Annotated in this window: 13 protein-coding genes; 10 read left to right on the forward strand and 3 right to left on the reverse strand. The window is 72.8% G+C overall.

Translation table 11 applies throughout. The annotated features are described in order from the left end of the window. Positions 1-138 (reverse strand): polyprenyl synthetase family protein (locus AB0472_RS40650; RefSeq protein WP_366364447.1); only part of this gene is annotated, 138 nt, incomplete at its 3' end. 25 nt (positions 139-163) lie between these two features. Next, positions 164-1,141, reverse strand: a complete 978-nt coding sequence (locus AB0472_RS40655) for a class I SAM-dependent methyltransferase (RefSeq protein ID WP_366364400.1) — start codon at positions 1,139-1,141, stop codon at positions 164-166. A gap of 150 nt (positions 1,142-1,291) precedes the next feature. Between AB0472_RS40655 and cobT the strand changes: the two genes are divergently transcribed. From cobT to AB0472_RS40670, 3 genes are all read left to right on the forward strand, one after another. After that, positions 1,292-2,353, forward strand: coding sequence for a nicotinate-nucleotide--dimethylbenzimidazole phosphoribosyltransferase (cobT, locus tag AB0472_RS40660; protein WP_366364401.1), 1,062 nt, complete (start codon positions 1,292-1,294; stop codon positions 2,351-2,353). A 455-nt stretch (positions 2,354-2,808) separates the two neighbouring features. Beyond that, on the forward strand, positions 2,809-4,605 hold the full coding sequence (locus AB0472_RS40665) for a phosphatidylglycerol lysyltransferase domain-containing protein (protein WP_366364402.1): 1,797 nt from the start codon (positions 2,809-2,811) through the stop codon (positions 4,603-4,605). A gap of 10 nt (positions 4,606-4,615) precedes the next feature. Further along, the gene (locus AB0472_RS40670; RefSeq protein WP_366364403.1) at positions 4,616-5,371 is read left to right on the forward strand and encodes a hypothetical protein; all 756 of its coding nucleotides are present in this window, start codon (positions 4,616-4,618) and stop codon (positions 5,369-5,371) included. Here the strand turns inward: AB0472_RS40670 and AB0472_RS40675 are convergent. After that, a complete protein-coding gene (locus AB0472_RS40675; protein WP_366364404.1) occupies positions 5,278-6,075 on the reverse strand; it encodes a hypothetical protein in 798 nt (265 codons plus the stop codon). The two genes, AB0472_RS40670 and AB0472_RS40675, sit on opposite strands and share 94 nt — an antisense overlap. 94 nt (positions 6,076-6,169) lie before the next feature. Here AB0472_RS40675 and AB0472_RS40680 point away from each other — a divergent pair, with 94 nt between their 5' ends. From AB0472_RS40680 to AB0472_RS40710, 7 genes are all read left to right on the forward strand, one after another. Then, the gene (locus AB0472_RS40680; RefSeq protein WP_366364405.1) at positions 6,170-6,964 is read left to right on the forward strand and encodes an adenosylcobinamide-GDP ribazoletransferase; all 795 of its coding nucleotides are present in this window, start codon (positions 6,170-6,172) and stop codon (positions 6,962-6,964) included. A 362-nt stretch (positions 6,965-7,326) separates the two neighbouring features. Further along, a complete protein-coding gene (locus AB0472_RS40685) occupies positions 7,327-8,865 on the forward strand; it encodes a leucyl aminopeptidase (RefSeq protein WP_366364406.1) in 1,539 nt (512 codons plus the stop codon). 312 nt (positions 8,866-9,177) lie between these two features. Next, the gene (lpdA, locus tag AB0472_RS40690) at positions 9,178-10,566 is read left to right on the forward strand and encodes a dihydrolipoyl dehydrogenase (RefSeq protein WP_093503917.1); all 1,389 of its coding nucleotides are present in this window, start codon (positions 9,178-9,180) and stop codon (positions 10,564-10,566) included. Positions 10,567-10,634: 68 nt separating this feature from the next. Next, positions 10,635-12,452 carry a 2-oxoglutarate dehydrogenase, E2 component, dihydrolipoamide succinyltransferase gene (gene sucB / locus AB0472_RS40695; protein ID WP_366364407.1) on the forward strand — a complete coding sequence of 606 codons (1,818 nt, stop codon included), beginning with the start codon at positions 10,635-10,637 and terminating at the stop codon, positions 12,450-12,452. A 171-nt stretch (positions 12,453-12,623) separates the two neighbouring features. Beyond that, on the forward strand, positions 12,624-13,247 hold the full coding sequence (locus tag AB0472_RS40700; protein WP_351954555.1) for a GntR family transcriptional regulator: 624 nt from the start codon (positions 12,624-12,626) through the stop codon (positions 13,245-13,247). Between the two features lie 546 nt (positions 13,248-13,793). Continuing rightward, positions 13,794-16,496, forward strand: a complete 2,703-nt coding sequence (gene aceE, locus AB0472_RS40705; RefSeq protein WP_366364408.1) for a pyruvate dehydrogenase (acetyl-transferring), homodimeric type — start codon at positions 13,794-13,796, stop codon at positions 16,494-16,496. 99 nt (positions 16,497-16,595) lie between these two features. Beyond that, complete coding sequence (locus AB0472_RS40710; RefSeq protein ID WP_366364448.1) at positions 16,596-17,114, forward strand: DUF4240 domain-containing protein; 519 nt, start codon at positions 16,596-16,598, stop codon at positions 17,112-17,114.

A 17,114-nucleotide genomic window follows, 5' to 3' on the forward strand; every position in this document is an offset into this window, starting at 1 on the left:
CCCCGACGGCTTGCCGCGGCGCAGCCGGTCGTCGTCGAGGACGTCGTCGTGCAGCAGGCTCGCCACATGCACCAGCTCCACCCCGACCGCGGCGGCCCAGCCGAAGGCCGGGGGAGGAACTGCGCGACAAGCCCCCACGGGCCCGCAGTTGCACGACCGGCCGTCACCGCCCCTTTCTCGCGACGATCAGGTACGCGTTCGAGAACGGCGTGCGGCGCAGCAGCGGAGCCAGGGCGTGGTCGGCGAGCCCCGCCAGGGCGACCAGCGGCGCAGCCGCGCGCAGCCACCTCCTCGGCAGGAGCCGGCCGAGCACCAGGCCGAACGCGGCCGAGATGTCGTACGGCAGGTGGGGCGACTTCCGGTCGGTTCGGAGGACCTCGCAGCCCTGGGACTCCAGCTCCGCACGGAGGTTGGCCGGCGGCATGAGGTGCAGGTGGCGGGGCTGGCCGTAGGGGATCCACCATCTGCCGAGGAGGCGGCCGAACGCGCTGCGCGGGTTCGGGACGTCGATGAGGACGTGGCCGCCGGGGCGCAGCGCGGTGAGGGCGGCGCGGAGTTCGGCGCGCGGGTCCGGGGTGTGCTGCAGGTGGTGGAGCATGCTGACGACGTCGTAGCGGCCGCGCAGGCGGGCCAGCACCTCCGGCATGGCCAGGTAGCCGCAGTGGGCCTCCTCGATGTGGCCCTCGACCTGGGCGCGCCCCACCCGCAGGGTCGGGTCGAGGCCGTCGAACGACGTGTAGGCGAAGAACTCCTGCGCCGTGCGCGGGAAGTGGGCGTGCCCCGTGCCGACGTCCAGCCAGCTCTCCGGCTCCGGCAGCGCCAGCATCGCGCGGGCGGCGGCGCGGTGCCGGCGGCGGCCGGCGCGGGTGGTGTGGAGGCGGTCGGTGTAGTCCTCCAGGCGGCCGTCGTAGAAGTCCCGGTGGTAGAGGGCGAGGCCGGCCGGCGAGAGCCGGGGGTTCTGGAAGGTGTGGGCGCAGTCCCGGCACACGTCGACGGTGAAGACGCCCGGCCGGTGGTGGAGGAGGTCGGGCGTGCGCAGGCGGGTGCGCAGGCGCCTGGAGCCGCACCAGGGGCAGTCCTCACGGCGCGGCTCGTGGAACCGGTCGGGGCCCGCGGTGAGTTCGGGCGTGCGCGGCGGCATGGGCGGCTCCCTGTGCTCCCAGTACTCCCTGAACGCAATTCACTGCAAAGCGGAACGTATGGGATACCGATCTTGCCTGCCAAGGCGCCGTGCGGGTGTGCTGGCGATCTGCCACCTGACTGTTGGTTCGGTGCCGGTACTGTTCGGCGAATGAGCTCGCTTAATCTCGACGACTTCACCGATCTGATCGAGCGCCCCGACGGCGGTGTGCGCCGTGACGCCGAGGCGCGCCGGGAGCGGCTGGCCGTGCCGCCCGGGTCGCTGGGCCGCCTCGACGACCTGGGTGAGTGGCTGGCCGCCGCGCAGGGTTCGGTGCCGGTGCGGCCGGTGGAACGGCCGCGGGTGCTGCTCTTCGCCGGCGACCACGGCGTCGCCGAACTCGGCGTCTCCGCCCGGCCCGCGGGCAGCGCGGAGCTGCTGGTGCGGGCGGTCCTGGAGGGCGGCAGCCCCGTGGCGGTCCTGGCCCGGCGGCTCGGGGTACCGGTGCGGATCGTGGACATGGCACTGGACTGCGACCCGGACACGCTGCCCGAGGAGGTCGTACGGCACCGGGTGCGACGGGGCAGCGGCCGTATCGACATCGAGGACGCGCTGACCCTGGAGGAGGCCGAGACGGCCTTCCGGGCGGGCGTCGCGCTGGCCGACGAGGAGGCCGACGCCGGGACCGATCTGGTGGTCCTCGGCGACATCAGCGTCGGCGGCACGACGGCGGCCTCCACCCTGGTCGCGGCGCTGTGCGGGACGGACGCGTCGGTGGTGACCGGGCGGGGCGGGCTCGCCGTCGACGACCTCGCGTGGATGCGGAAGTGCGCGGCGATCCGGGACGCGCTGCGGCGGGCGCGGCCGGTCCTCGGGGACCAGTTGCAGTTGCTGGCGACGGTCGGCGGGGCCGACCTCGCGGCGATGACCGGGTTCCTGCTGCAGTCGGCGGTGCGGAAGCTGCCGGTGGTGCTGGACGGGGTGGTCGTGGCCGCGTGTGCGCTGGTCGCGCAGCGGATCGCGTTCCGGGCACCGGACTGGTGGCTGGCCGGCCACGACAGCGGGGAGCCCGGGCAGGCGAAGGCCCTGGACCGGATGGCCCTGGAGCCTCTCCTCGAACAGGGCGTGCGGGTCGGCGAGGGCGCGGGCGCCCTACTGGCCCTGCCCCTGGTCCAGGCCGCGGCGGCCTTGGCGGCGGAACTCCCGGAAACCGAGGAAAAGCCGGAAGCCTAGCCCGACCGACCGCCGTTGCGGCGGAGAGAAGGAGACCGCCGGAAGCGGAAAGCCGACGGCGATGGGGTAGTGGCCGAGAAGGGGCCCACGGAGGCGACGGGCCGGTGGGCACGCGAGCCGGAGGAGCAGCGGACGCATGCGCCAAGGCCGGGACGGCACCGCCGACATGCGCCGTCTCGGCCCGTCGCCGTCGCGGCGGAAAGAGGAGACCGCGGAGGCCCCGTGGTGCCCCTTCAGGGGCGCGGGGAAGCGCGCACGCGACCGTCGCGGCGTGGTACTCGGCGGGGGCGGGCAGGGGCGACGGCGGGGTCCGCGAACCGCGCACGCGAACGGGGAGTCAGGGGCGCGGGGAACTGCACGGGTGGCGGGCGGTGTCGTGGCCTCCGTGGACGTCCGGTGGGAAAAGGGGGCGTGCGGCGGGGTTTGGGGTGGGGGCGCCCATATGATCGCTCTCCATGGGAGATGTCCGAATTGCCGTGGAGCGGTGTGAGGGACGTGGGCCGGGGCGGCGGGGTGCCGGGGTTTCCCAGCGGGCCGCCGCGTTCGCCGTCTGGTACTTGCGGGCCGTCGCCTTCGTCAATTTCCTCAGTGCCGTGTGGCTGTCGCTGGGTCAGGACGTGCGGCGGCACAACCAGGAGAACCTCTTCACGCCGTACCTGCTGACGGCCGGCTTCGCCTCCGGCGTGTTCACCGCCTTCCTCGCGATCACGATGCGGCGGCGGAAGCGGGCCGCGTGGATCCTGAACCTGGTGCTGAGCGGGCTCTTCCTCGCGCTGTTCGCGTTCGCCATGGCGTTCCCGGAGATCCGGCGGTACGCGCAGAACTGGATCTCGATCGTGCTGACCGCCGCCTTCGTCGTGGCCCTGCTCGTCGGGCGGCGGGAGTTCTACGCGAAGGGCGACCGGTCCAACCCGCGCCTCGCCGCCACCGTCGCGGTCGGCGGCGGTCTCGTCGCCTCGCTGCTCGCCGCCCTCCTCGTGACCGTCACCGACCAGGCCCCGCACGCCGAGCGTTCGACGTTCCTGGAGCGCTGGCACTACGGCGCCCTGCGCCTGGTGTCGGTCGCCGCCGACCCCTCCCGGTTCCCGTACATCGCGCCGCCGAACTGGGTGAACGTCGTCGTCAACGTGCTCAGCACCCTCCTCCTGCTCGCCGTCCTCTACGCCGCCTTCCGCTCCCGCCGCGCCGTCGACCCGATCACCGACGACGACGAGAAGCTGTTGCGGGCGCTGCTGGAGCGGCACGGCGAGCGGGACTCGCTCGGCTACTTCGCGCTGCGGCGGGAGAAGAGCGTGGTGTGGTCGCCGACCGGGAAGGCGGCGATCGCGTACCGGGTGGTGGGCGGGGTGTCGCTCGCCTCCGGGGATCCGATCGGGGATCCGGAGGCATGGCCGGGGGCCATCGTGCCGTGGCTCGGCGAGGCGCGGGCGCACGGGTGGATCCCCGCGGTGATGGGGGCGGGTGAAGAGGCGGGGACCGTGTACGCGCGGTACGGGCTGGACGCGCTGGAGCTCGGTGACGAGGCGATCGTCGAGGTCGCCGAGTTCACGCTGGAGGGCCGGGCGATGCGGACCGTCCGCCAGGCGTACAACCGGGTCGGGCGGGCGGGGTACCAGGTGCGGATCCGCCGCCACGAGGACGTCCCGGCGAGCGAGATGTCGTACCTGGTCCGGCGCGCGGACGACTGGCGGGACGGGGCCACCGAGCGCGGGTTCAGCATGGCGCTGGGGCGGCTCGGCGACTCCCGGGACGGGCGGTGCGTGATGCTGGAGTGCACCGACGCGGACGGCGAGTTGCGGGCGCTGCTCTCCTTCGTGCCCTGGGGGCCGGGCGGGCTGTCCCTCGATCTCATGCGGCGGGACCGGGACTCCGACAACGGGCTGATGGAGTTCATGGTCATCGAACTGCTCCGGCGGGCCGGGGAGATCGGGATCACGCAGGTCTCGCTCAACTTCGCGATGTTCCGTTCGGTCTTCGAACGTGGCGCGCGGCTCGGCGCCGGGCCGGTGCTGCGGCTGTGGAGGTCCCTGCTGAGCTTCTTCTCCCGGTGGTGGCAGATCGAGTCCCTGTACCGGGCGAACGCCAAGTACCGGCCCATCTGGGAGCCCCGGTTCCTGCTCTTCGAGAAGAGCGCGGACCTTCCGCGGATCGGCCTGGCCTCGGCGCGCGCCGAAGGGTTCCTGGAGGCGCCGGGGCTGCCGAAGTGGGTGCACCGCAGGCATCTGGACACGCAGCGGGACACGCAGGGATGAGGACCACCGCATGACGCCGGTCGCCCGCTGGGCCCGCGCCGAGTGGGGGCTGCTGTACGCCACCGTGCGCGGCCCGCTGGCGAAGCGCCGGCTGCGGGCGGTGCCCCTGACGGTGGGGGCGGTGTGCCTGACCGCGCTGCTCCAGTTCACGCAGAACCAGTCGTGGGGATACAGCTTCGTGCAGGGCGCCGGGGCGGTGCGCGCCGCCGACCCGCTCTGGGCCTCCCTGCTGCGCACTCCGCTGTCCCTGTGCGTGCCGGCCCTGGACCTGCCGGTGTGGGGCGCGCTGGCCCAGGTCCTGGTGGTCTTCGGCATCGCCGAGGTGTGCCTGGGCTGGTGGCGGACGCTGGCCGTCGCGTACGTGGCGACCCTCGCCGGCACGCTGTACGCGCGGCTGGGCATCGCGCTGGGGCCGCACGGTCCGCTGGGGCTGTCGGCCTCGGACGCCGGGGTGGTGGACACCGGCCCGTCGGCCGCCGTCGTAGGGCTCGCCGTCTACCTGGGGTGGCGGTACGGCGCCTACGTCACCGCCGGCGCGGTGGCGGCCGCGATGGCGGTCGAGGTGACGCTGAAGGACAACCTGGCCGGGAAGGAGCACCTGGCGGCCATCGCGGGCACGGCGGCACTGTGCGCGGCGGCGCCGGCGGGACGGCGGCTGTGGCACCGGTGGCGTCACCGGGGGCCGGGGTCGGGCCCGGGTCCGGGACCGTGGCCGGGCAGTCGCACCGGTTCGGGGCGGTCGGGCTTGCCGCCGATCCAGTCCTGAAGGGTCAGGGTGAGCCGGGACCAGCGGCGGTCGTGGTGGTAGGTGCGCAGCCGGGCCCTGGCGCGGGCGCGCGGCCGGTTGCCGTAGAAGCGGCGGGCCCAGGCCGAGCCGGGGCGGGCGAGCCGGACCGCGCCGACGATCGCGACCAGCGGGACGATCACCCCGAAGATCGCGGTGCGCGTCTTGCCCTTGCTCAGGGCGACGAGGGAGAAGGCGAAGTTGGCGACGACGTTGGCGATGACGGTCCCCCGGTCCTGGAGTTCGTCCGGCGAGAGGTCGTTGACGCCGAACGGCGAGAAACCGGCGAGCAGCAGCCCCACCAGCGCGGCCGTGACGACGACGGCCTCGACGCTCTTGCGGCCCTCCTCCGTCCAGTAGACGTCGCCGAGGTGCAGGATGAGCGCGAACTCGTCGAGGACGAGCCCCGCGCCCATCCCGAAGACGATCGCGGCGAGGGCGGCGCCGAGGCCGTTGCGGGAACTGGCGACCGCCCCGAAGCCGCCGACGACGACGAGGACGACCCCGGGGACCACGTGGTGGATGTGCAGCCCGCCCGCCCGCACGTTGCCGAACGGGCCCTTGCCGGCGCGGATCAGCCGGGTGATGACCCGGGTGATCACGAAGGTCAGGACGAAGGCGGTCAGGGCGAGCAGCAGCGGGAGTTTGCCCGGCTCGACGATGTTCCGCTCCAGCCAATGTCCCATGTGCGCACTTTATCCCTGGCGGCGGGCGCCACCGGGAGCCGAGCCCGGAGTCCGGCGGGGCCGCGGCTTCCTGACCACCAGGTAACCTGCGCCGGTGGCTGTGACCTCTGCGACTCCCTGGCTGGACGGCGTCCGCTTCGCCTTCGGCACGCTCACCGTCTTTCCCGTGAAGGTCACCCGCTGGGACCGCGGGGCGGCCCGCGGCGGCATGCTGTCCGCCCCGCTGGCCGGGCTCGCGGTCGGCGCCTGCGCGGGGGCGGTCGGCGCCCTGCTGCTGGTGGCCGGGGCGAGCGCGCTGGTGGCCGCGGTCGCCGCCGTCGCCGTACCGGCCGTGCTCACCCGGGGGCTGCACCTGGACGGCCTCGCCGACACCGCCGACGGCCTGGGCAGCGGCAAGGCCGCCGAGGACGCCCTGCGGATCATGAAGCAGTCGGACATCGGGCCGTTCGGGGTCGTCACCCTGGTCCTCGTCGTGCTCGGGCAGGTGGCCGCGCTGGCCCAGGCGTACGGCGACGGGTGGCAGCGGGGTGCCCTGGCGGCGGTCGTCGCGGCGACGGTGGCCCGGCTGGCGCTGACGCTGGCCGCGGTGGAGGGGGTGCCGGCCGCCCGTCCCGAGGGGCTGGGGGCGGCGGTGGCCGGGGTGGTGCCCAAGGTGGCGGCGACCGTGGTGACGTTCGCGGTGATGCTGCTGGCGGCGGGCGCCGGGGCGCTGGTCGGACCGGGCGACAGCCTGCGGGCGCTGCTCGCGGTGGTGGTGGCCGAGGCCGCGACGGACGGGCTGCTGCGGCACTGCCGGCGCCGGTTCGGCGGGGTGACCGGGGATGTGTTCGGGGCGCTTGCCGAGACCGCGGCGACCACGGCGCTCGTGGTGTTCTCGTTCGGGAGCTGACGGACCGGATCGCGTCCGCGGGTGGGGCCGGGCGTGCCCCGCCGGTGGTGCCGTCCCGGCCGCTCGGCTGCCCCGCCGGCTGCCGGCCGGCCCCGGTCTCCGGCGCCCGGCACGGCCCGTGTCCGGGGCCCGGGCGCGGCCGGCGAGAGGGAAGGTGGCTACGACGCCACCCCCAGGTGAACACCCGCAGGAATGAGCGAACGCATGCACACGCGTAGGCTCGTCCCGGGTGTTCGCCGACGCGGGGTGAAGGCCCCGGTCGCAACGCGGCCCGCGGGAACTCCCCAGGGTCGCTTCCCGGGCCCGGTCGACCCACCCGCTCGGCCACTGCAACTCAACATCGGAAGCGAGATTTCACCACCGTGACTGCTCTCACTCTCAGCACCTCAGCGGCGCCCGGCCTCCGGGCCGACGCGATCGTGATCGGTGTCGCCAAGGGCGCCAAGGGCCCGGTCGTCGCCCCCGGCGCCGAAGCCGTGGACTCGGCCTACGACGGCAGGCTGGCGGCCGTCCTGGAGACCCTCGGAGCCTCGGGTGCCGAGGGCGAACTGACGAAGCTGCCCGCCCCGGCCGGCTTCAAGGCCCCGCTGGTCATCGCGGTGGGCCTGGGCGCCGAGCCCGGCCCGGACGCGGGGTACGACGCCGAGGCGCTGCGCCGGGCGGCCGGTGTCGCCGCCCGCGCGCTGGCCGGGGCCAAGAAGGCGGCCTTCGCACTGCCCGTCGAGGACGCGGCCGCCGTGGCCGCGATCGGCGAGGGCGTGCTGCTCGGCGCCTACTCCTTCGACACGTACAAGGACAACGGTGCCGGCACCGGCAAGAGCCTGAAGGCGAAGAACGACCGGGCGCCGCTCGCCGACGGCGTGCTGCTCGGCGGCAAGCCGCGGGACGCCGCCCACAAGGCGGCCCTGGCCCGCGCCACGGCCGTCTCCGAGGAGCTCAACCGGGCCCGCGACCTGGTCAACACCCCGCCGAACGACCTCACGCCGGCCGCGTTCGCGGCGATCGCGCAGGACGCGGCCAAGGAGCACGGCCTCAAGATCCAGGTACTCGACGACAAGGCGCTCGCCAAGGGCGGGTACGGCGGCATCCTCGGCGTCGGCGGCGGCTCTGCGGCCACCCCGCGGCTGGTGAAGCTGTCGTACACGCACGCCGACGCGGACAAGCACCTCGCGTTCGTCGGCAAGGGCATCACCTACGACTCGGGCGGCATCTCGCTCAAGCCGGCCGGCCACAACGAGACGATGAAGTGCGACATGAGCGGCGCGGCGGCGGTGTTCGCGGCCGTCGTGGTGGCGGCGCGGCTCGGCCTGCCGGTCAACGTGACCGGGTGGCTGGCGCTGGCCGAGAACATGCCGTCGGGCACCGCCGTGCGCCCCGGTGACGTGCTGCGCATGTACAGCGGCAAGACCGTCGAGGTGCTCAACACGGACGCGGAGGGCCGGCTGGTGCTCGCCGACGCGCTGTGGGCGGCGTCGGCGGAGCAGCCGGACGCGATCGTGGACGTCGCGACGCTGACCGGCGCGATGATGCTGGCGCTGGGCAGCCGGACCTTCGGGATCATGTCCAACGACGACGCGTTCCGTTCCGCGCTGCACGAGGCCGCGGAGGAGGTGGGCGAGCCGGCGTGGCCGATGCCGCTGCCGGAGCACCTGCGCAAGGGGATGGAGTCGCCGACCGCGGACATCGCGAACATGGGTGAGCGGATGGGCGGCGGGCTGGTCGCGGGGCTCTTCCTGCGCGAGTTCGTGGGCGAGGGGATCACCTGGGCGCACCTGGACATCGCCGGGCCGGCCTTCAACGAGGGCGGTGCCTTCGGCTACACCCCGAAGGGGGGCACGGGGTCCGCGGTGCGGACGCTGGTGCGGCTGGCCGAGCTGACGGCCGAGGGTGACCTGGGCTGACGTCGGTCTTTGCCGGACGGGACCCCGCACGCGGGTAGGGCGGGGTCCCGTCGCCCGTCGACTCGGGCGCACCTGCCGTGCGGCGGCCACAGGTGGTTCGTGGCTGGTCGCGCGGTTCGCCGCGCCCCTCAGGGGGCGCTGCGTGTGGTGTCTCACACCCCAGCCCCGCGTCTCGTTCACCTCCGACAAGTGCGAAGATGGGGCTCGGCAGGACAGGGCCCCACCCACAGGGCCGAAGAAGAGCGGCCGGACACCAGCCGCCGCGCGGTCACCGTTGACCGGCGTACGGCGCACATGCATGGAGGACGTGACGTGGCGAACGACGCCAGCACCGTTTTCGACCTAGTGATCCTCGGCGGTGGTAGTGGCGGTTACGCCGCGGCCCTGCGCGGGGCGCAGCTGGGCCTGGACGTCGCCCTGATCGAGAAGGACAAGGTCGGCGGTACCTGCCTGCACCGGGGTTGCATCCCCACCAAGGCCCTGCTGCACGCGGGCGAGATCGCCGACCAGGCCCGCGAGAGCGAGCAGTTCGGTGTCAAGGCCACCTTCGAGGGCATCGACGTGCCGGCCGTGCACAAGTACAAGGACGGCGTCATCGCCGGTCTGTACAAGGGGCTGCAGGGTCTGATCGCCTCGCGCAAGGTGACGTACATCGAGGGCACCGGGCGGCTGTCCTCCCCCACCTCCGTGGACGTCAACGGCCAGCGGATCCAGGGCCGCCACGTGCTCCTCGCGACCGGCTCCGTGCCGAAGTCGCTGCCGGGCCTGGAGATCGACGGCAACCGGATCATCTCCTCCGACCACGCCCTCGTCCTGGACCGCGTGCCGAAGTCCGCGATCATCCTGGGCGGCGGTGTCATCGGCGTCGAGTTCGCCTCCGCCTGGAAGTCCTTCGGTGCCGACGTCACCGTCGTCGAGGGCCTCAAGCACCTCGTCCCGGTCGAGGACGAGAACTCCTCCAAGCTTCTTGAGCGCGCCTTCCGCAAGCGCGGCATCAAGTTCAACCTGGGCACCTTCTTCTCGAAGGCCGAGTACACCGCCGACGGTGTCAAGGTCACCCTCGCCGACGGCAAGGAGTTCGAGGCCGAGGTCCTGCTCGTCGCCGTCGGCCGCGGCCCCGTCTCCGCCGGTCTCGGCTACGAGGAGCAGGGTGTCGCCATGGACCGCGGCTACGTCCTGGTCGACGAGTACATGCGGACGAACGTGCCGACCATCTCCGCCGTCGGTGACCTGGTCCCGACGCTCCAGCTCGCGCACGTCGGCTTCGCCGAGGGCATCCTGGTGGCGGAGCGCCTGGCCGGTCTGAAGACCGTCCCGATCGACTACGACGGTGTCCCCCGGGTCACGTACTGCCACCCCGAGGTCGCCTCCGTGGGCATCACCGAGGCCAAGGCCAAGGAGATCTACGGTGCGGACAAGGTCGTCGCTCTGAAGTACAACCTGGCGGGCAACGGCAAGAGCAAGATCCTGAACACCTCGGGCGAGATCAAGCTCGTCCAGGTGAAGGACGGTGCCGTGGTCGGCGTCCACATGGTCGGCGACCGCATGGGCGAGCAGGTCGGCGAGGCCCAGCTGATCTACAACTGGGAGGCCCTGCCCGCCGAGGTCGCCCAGCTCATCCACGCCCACCCGACGCAGAACGAGGCGCTCGGCGAGGCCCACCTGGCCCTGGCCGGCAAGCCCCTGCACTCGCACGACTGACCCTCGGTCGACACAAGCGACTCCGCTTGAACACAGACTTCCGCAATTCGTAAGGAGCAACCGAAACCATGGCGGTTTCCGTAACCCTTCCGGCGCTCGGCGAGAGCGTCACCGAGGGGACTGTCACCCGCTGGCTGAAGGCCGAGGGCGAGCGCGTCGAGGCCGACGAGCCGCTGCTCGAAGTCTCGACCGACAAGGTCGACACCGAGATCCCGGCCCCCGCCTCCGGTGTGCTGGCCTCGATCAAGGTCGCCGAGGACGAGACGGTCGAGGTGGGCGCCGAGCTGGCGATCATCGACGACGGCACCGGCGCCCCCGCTGCCGCTCCGGCCCCGGCCGCCGAGCCCGTGGCCGCCCCGGCTCCGGCCGCCCCGGCCCCCGCGCCGGTCGCCGAGGCCCCCGCAGCCCCCGCCCCGGCCCCCGCGGCCGAGGCTCCCGCCGCCGCGCCGGCCGGTGGCGCGTCCGGTACCGACGTGGTCCTGCCCGCGCTCGGTGAGTCCGTCACCGAGGGCACCGTCACCCGCTGGCTGAAGTCGGTCGGCGACTCCGTCGAGGCCGACGAGCCGCTGCTCGAGGTCTCGACCGACAAGGTCGACACCGAGATCCCGGCGCCCACCTCGGGTGTGCTGCTGGAGATCACGGTCGGCGAGGACGAGACCGCCGAGGTCGGCGCCAAGCTCGCCGTCATCGGCGCCCCGGGTGCCGCTCCGGCGGCCGCCCCCGCCCCGGCCGCCCCGGCTCCGGCGCCCGCCGCCGCTGCCCCGGCGCCCGCGGCTCCGGCCCCGGCCCCCGCCGCTCCGGCCCCCGCGCCCGCCCCGGCTGCTCCGGCCCCCGCGCCGGTCGCCGCCGCTCCGGCTCCGGCCGCCCCGGCCCCCGCGCCGGTGGCTGCCGCCCCCGCCCCCGTCACCCCGGCGCCGGCCCCGGCCGCTCCGGTCGACGAGGGTGCCTACGTCACCCCGCTGGTGCGCAAGCTCGCCGCCGAGAACGGTGTCGACCTGGGCGCCGTCAAGGGCACCGGCGTCGGCGGCCGGATCCGCAAGCAGGACGTGCTCGCCGCCGCCGAGGCCGCGAAGGCCGCCGCCGCTCCGGCCCCGGTGGCCGCTGTGACTGCCGGAGGCCCTGCCGCCACCGCTGCCAGGAAGGCTCCTGCCCTGGAGGTCTCCCCCCTCCGCGGCCAGACCGTCAAGATGACCCGCATCCGCAAGGTCATCGGCGACAACATGGTCAAGGCGCTGCACGAGCAGGCCCAGCTCTCCTCGGTCGTCGAGGTCGACGTGACCCGCCTGATGCGCCTGCGCACCCAGGCCAAGGACTCGTTCGCGGCCCGCGAGGGCGTCAAGCTCTCCCCGATGCCGTTCTTCGTCAAGGCCGCGGCCCAGGCGCTGAAGGCCCACCCGGTCATCAACTCCCGGATCAACGAGGCCGACGGCACCATCACCTACTTCGACACCGAGAACATCGGTATCGCGGTGGACTCCGAGAAGGGCCTGATGACCCCGGTCATCAAGGGCGCCGGCGACCTCAACATCGCCGGTATCGCCAAGGCCACGGCCGACCTGGCCGGCAAGGTCCGCGCCAACAAGATCACCCCGGACGAGCTGTCCGGCGCGACCTTCACCATCTCCAACACCGGCTCGCGCGGCGCGCTGTTCGACACGATCATCGTGCCGCCGAACCAGGTCGCGATCCTCGGCATCGGTGCCACGGTCAAGCGTCCGGCCGTCATCGAGACGGAGGAGGGCACGGTCATCGGCGTCCGCGACATGACGTACCTGACCCTGTCCTACGACCACCGCCTGGTGGACGGCGCCGACGCGGCCCGTTACCTGACGGCCGTCAAGGCGATCCTGGAGGCGGGCGAGTTCGAGGTCGAGCTCGGTCTCTGACCCCAGCGGGTTGCACGGTGCCCCGTCCGGATTTCTTCCGGGCGGGGCACCGTCGTCTCACCAGGCAGCATGTAAGTCTCGTCTCACCTGCGTGAAAGCGCCCCCGTGCGCCTCTCCCGAAAGACGGTCCGGCCTTATTGTCTAAACGTCAAACGCCCTTAAGGAGCTCCCATGACCGCGCCCGTCGTCCACTCGCTGCGCGAACAGATCCGCGAGCACATCGTGGAGGGGATCGTCAGCGGGCGCTGGAAGCCGGGCGAGCGGATCGTGGAGCGGCGGATCGCGACGGAGCTGGAGGTCAGCCAGACGCCGGTCCGGGAGGCACTGCGCGAACTGGAGTCGCTCCGGCTGATCGAGTCGGCGCCGAACAAGGGCGTGCGGGTGCGGAACCTGACGGCGGCCGACCTGGAGGAGAGCTACCCGGTGCGGGCCGGTCTGGAAGCGATCGCGGCGGAGCTGGCGGCGGAGAGGCTGGCCGAGGACTGCTCGGCGCTCGAACCGCACGTGGCGGCCCTGTACGACGCCGACCGCAACGCCGACGGCACGGCCCAGGTCCGGCACACGGTCGGCTTCCACCGCGAGCTGGTCAGGGCGGCCGGCAACTCGGTGCTGCTGCACACCTGGGAGGGCCTGGGCATCGAGGTCTTCACCGCCCTGTCGATCCGCTGGCTGGGCACGGTCCAGCAGTCGTACGCCGAGGAACACGAGGAACTGGTGGCCGCCTTCCAGCGCCGCGACCCCCGCATCGCCGACATCGTCAAGTCCCACGTCCTGGGCTGCGCCCCGAGACCGTGAGCCCGGCACCGCCGAAAAGCGCCGTCCCGGCTCATCGCCGTCGCGGCGGAAAAGAAGAAGGCCAAGCCCGGCAGACCCCCCGAAGGCGCCGCGCCGCACAAGAGCGCCCAGCCAACAGCGCCCCCAAGGGGCGCGGGGAACTGCGCGACCAGCCACAACGGCGCAGCACCGAGCCGACAACCACCACCCGCAACGGCAGGCGGCCACGCCCGGCCCGGCACCGGTGGACAGGGGCGTCGCGGCGGGCTGGAGATTGACACACCCGCCGCCCACACAAGAGCACTGCCCCGCTCAACCACCGCCCCACCTGCGCAAACGTCGACCTGATCACGTCACCCGGTGCCATCGCCGAAGGCACCCGGTGCCGACTTTCTCGGAATCGAGAGGTTTTGCCCTGAACCCTTTGATCGATCATCGATCAGGGAGTTAAAGTCACCGACGGGCTCTCACCCGAGCCCTTCGCCCTGTCCTGCCAAAGACCAAGGGCACCCCCGAAGAACCCCTTACCGATGAGGGAACCCCCTTCGACTGAGGAAGGCGGCGAACATGACCGACCCCCAGGCCATCCAGCCGAGCGCGCTCGACCAGCTCCACGACCGGGACCCGGAGGAGACCGCCGAATGGCAGGCCTCCCTGGACGCCGTGGCCAGGGAGGCCGGGCCGCACCGCGCCGCTTACCTGATGCGCCGCACGCTGGAGCGTGCCGAAGCGGACGGCGTCGCGCTGCCGAAGCTGCTGGAGACCGACTACCTCAACACCATCCCCACCGCCGCCGAGACACCCGTCCCCGGCGACGAGGAGATGGAGCGGAAGATCACCGCGTGGAACCGCTGGAACGCGGCCGCGATGGTCACCCGGGGCAGCAAGCACGGCGTCGGCGGCCACATCGCCACCTTCGCCTCCGCCGCCTGGCTCTACGAGACCGGCTTCAACCACTTCTTCAAGGGCAAGGAGGGCGACGGGAGCGGCGACCAGCTCTACATCCAGGGCCACGCCTCCCCGGGCATCTACGCCCGCGCCTTCCTCGACGGCCGCCTCACCGAGGCGCAGCTCGACAACTTCCGCCAGGAGGCCGGCGGCAACGGCCTCCCGTCGTACCCGCACCCCCGCCGCCTGCCCTGGCTGTGGGAGTTCCCGACGGTGAGCATGGGCCTCGGCCCGCTCTCGGCCATCTACCAGGCCCGCTTCAACCGCTACCTGACCGCCCGCGGCATCAAGGACGTCTCGTCCTCGCACGTCTGGGCCTTCCTCGGTGACGGCGAGATGGACGAGCCGGAGTCCACGGCCGCTCTCGCACTCGCCTCCCGCGAGGGTCTCGACAACCTCACCTTCGTCATCAACTGCAACCTGCAGCGCCTCGACGGCCCGGTGCGCGCCAACTTCAAGATCGTGCAGGAGCTGGAGGCCCAGTTCCGCGGCGCCGGCTGGAACGTGGTCAAGTCCCTGTGGGGCAGCGCCTGGGACGAGCTGTTCGCGCTCGACACCACCGGCGCGCTGGTACGGCGGCTGCGCGAGGTACCGGACGCGCAGGTGCAGACGTACCAGACCCGCGACGCCGCCTACATCCGCGCCGACTTCTTCGGCAAGGACCCCGCGCTCGCCGAGATGGCGAAGCTGCTGAGCGACGACAAGATCATCGAGTGCTTCCACCTCTCCCGCGGTGGCCACGAGGCGCGCAAGGTGTACGCCGCGTACAAGGCCGCCGTCGAGTTCAAGGGCGCACCGACCGTGATCCTGGCCCAGACGGTCAAGGGCTTCACCCTCGGTACCGGCTTCGCGTCGAAGAACGCCAACCACCAGATGAAGAAGCTGACGGTGGACGAGTTCAAGACGATGCGCGACCTGCTCGAACTGCCCATCCCGGACAGCGCCTTCGCCGACGGCCAGGTGCCCTACGGCCACCCCGGCGCCGACTCCCCCGAGGTCCGCTACCTCCAGGAGCGCCGCGCCGCCCTCGGCGGTCTCGCCCCGGCCCGGCGCACCCACGCCCTGGCGCCCCTCCCGGCCCCGGCCGACAAGGCCTTCGCCTCCTTCGACAAGGGCTCCGGCTCGCAGAACGTGGCCACCACCATGGCCTTCGTCCGGCTCGTCAAGGACCTGGTCCGGGACAAGGAGACCGGCAGGCGCTGGGTGCCGATCGTCCCCGACGAGGCGCGCACCTTCGGCATGGAGAGCCTGTTCCCGTCGCTGGGCATCTACTCGCCCAAGGGACAGACGTACGAGCCGGTCGACCGTGACCAGCTGATGTACTACAAGGAGGCCAAGAACGGCCAGATCCTCAACGAGGGGATCACCGAGGCCGGTTCGATGGCCGACTTCATCGCCGCGTCCACCGCGTACGCGACGCACGGCGAGGCGATGATCCCGTTCTACATCTTCTACTCGATGTTCGGCTGGCAGCGCACCGCCGACCAGATGTGGCAGCTCGGCGACCAGCTCGGCCGCGGCTTCCTGGTCGGCGCGACCGCCGGCCGTACCACGCTGACCGGCGAGGGCCTGCAGCACGCCGACGGTCACTCCCCGGTGATCGCCGCGACCAACCCGGCCGCCCTGTCGTACGACCCGGCGTTCGCCTACGAGATCGCCGCGATCGTCAAGGACGGTCTGCGCCGGATGTACGGCGAGACGGCCCAGGGCGAGGACCCGAACGTCTTCTACTACCTGACGGTCTACAACGAGCCGCTCCCGCAGCCCGCCAAGCCGGCCGGGCTCGGCATCGACGAGGGCATCGTCAAGGGCCTGTACCGCTTCAACACGGCGGAGTCGGCCGGGCTGTCCACGCCGGCGAACGCCCCGCGCATCCAGCTGCTCGGCTCCGGCACGGCGATCCACTGGGCGCTCAAGGCGCAGCGGCTGCTCGCCGAGGAGTGGGGCGTGGCCGCCGACGTCTGGTCCGCCACCTCCTGGACGGAGCTGCGCCGGGACGCCATGGAGGCGGACGCCGCCCTGCTGCGCGGCGAGGAGCGGGTGCCCTACGTCCGCCAGGCGCTGCACGGCGCGGAGGGCCCGGTGCTGGCCGTGTCCGACTACATGCGCCAGGTCCCGGACCAGATCGCGCAGTGGGTCGAGCAGGACTGGTCCTCCCTCGGCGCCGACGGCTTCGGGCTCTCCGACACCCGGGACGCGGCCCGCCGCCACTTCGGTGTCGACGCCGAGTCGGTCGTCGTGGCGGCCCTGGCCCAGCTGGCCGGGCGCAGCGAGGTCAAGGCGACCGCGGTGAAGGAAGCACGGGAGCGCTACGGGCTCTGAGAGCCGTTGACGGAGTGACGCACGCCGGAGTGACGGTGGATAACAATCCGCCTCACTCCGCGTGCGCCCCCGGCGCCCAGGCACGATGCTGGACCCGTGATGGACGAGACGGAGTTCTGGGAGCTGGTCGACAGCACCCGCGAGGCCGCCGAGGGCGACCCCGAGGAGCAGGCAGACCTGCTCGTGGAGCGGCTGCTCCAGCTGGAGCCCGATCTGGTCCTGGACTTCGCCCGGCACTTCGAGGCCCGCTACAACCGCGCCTACCGCTGGGACCTGTGGGGCGCCGCCTGGGTGCTCCTCGACGGGGCCAGCGACGACGCGTTCGACTTCTTCCGGTGCTGGCTCATCGGCCAGGGCCGGGAGGTCTTCGAGGGCGCCGTGCACGACCCGGACTCCCTGGCGGAGCTGCTCACCGACTTCGACGAGGAGATCGACGGCGACGGCGAGGAACTGGGATACGCGGCGGACGAGGCGTACGAGCAGCTCACCGGGACGGTGGCGCCGGAACTCGGCATCGCCCCGGCGCCCTCCGAACCCGAGGGCACCCCGGTCGACTTCGAGAACGGCCTGGTGCTCGCCGAGCGGTTCCCCAGGCTGTGGGACCGCTTCAAGGGGTAG

This window comes from Streptomyces sp. NPDC086777 (assembly GCF_040702065.1).
Taxonomy (GTDB): Bacteria; Actinomycetota; Actinomycetes; order Streptomycetales; family Streptomycetaceae; genus Streptomyces.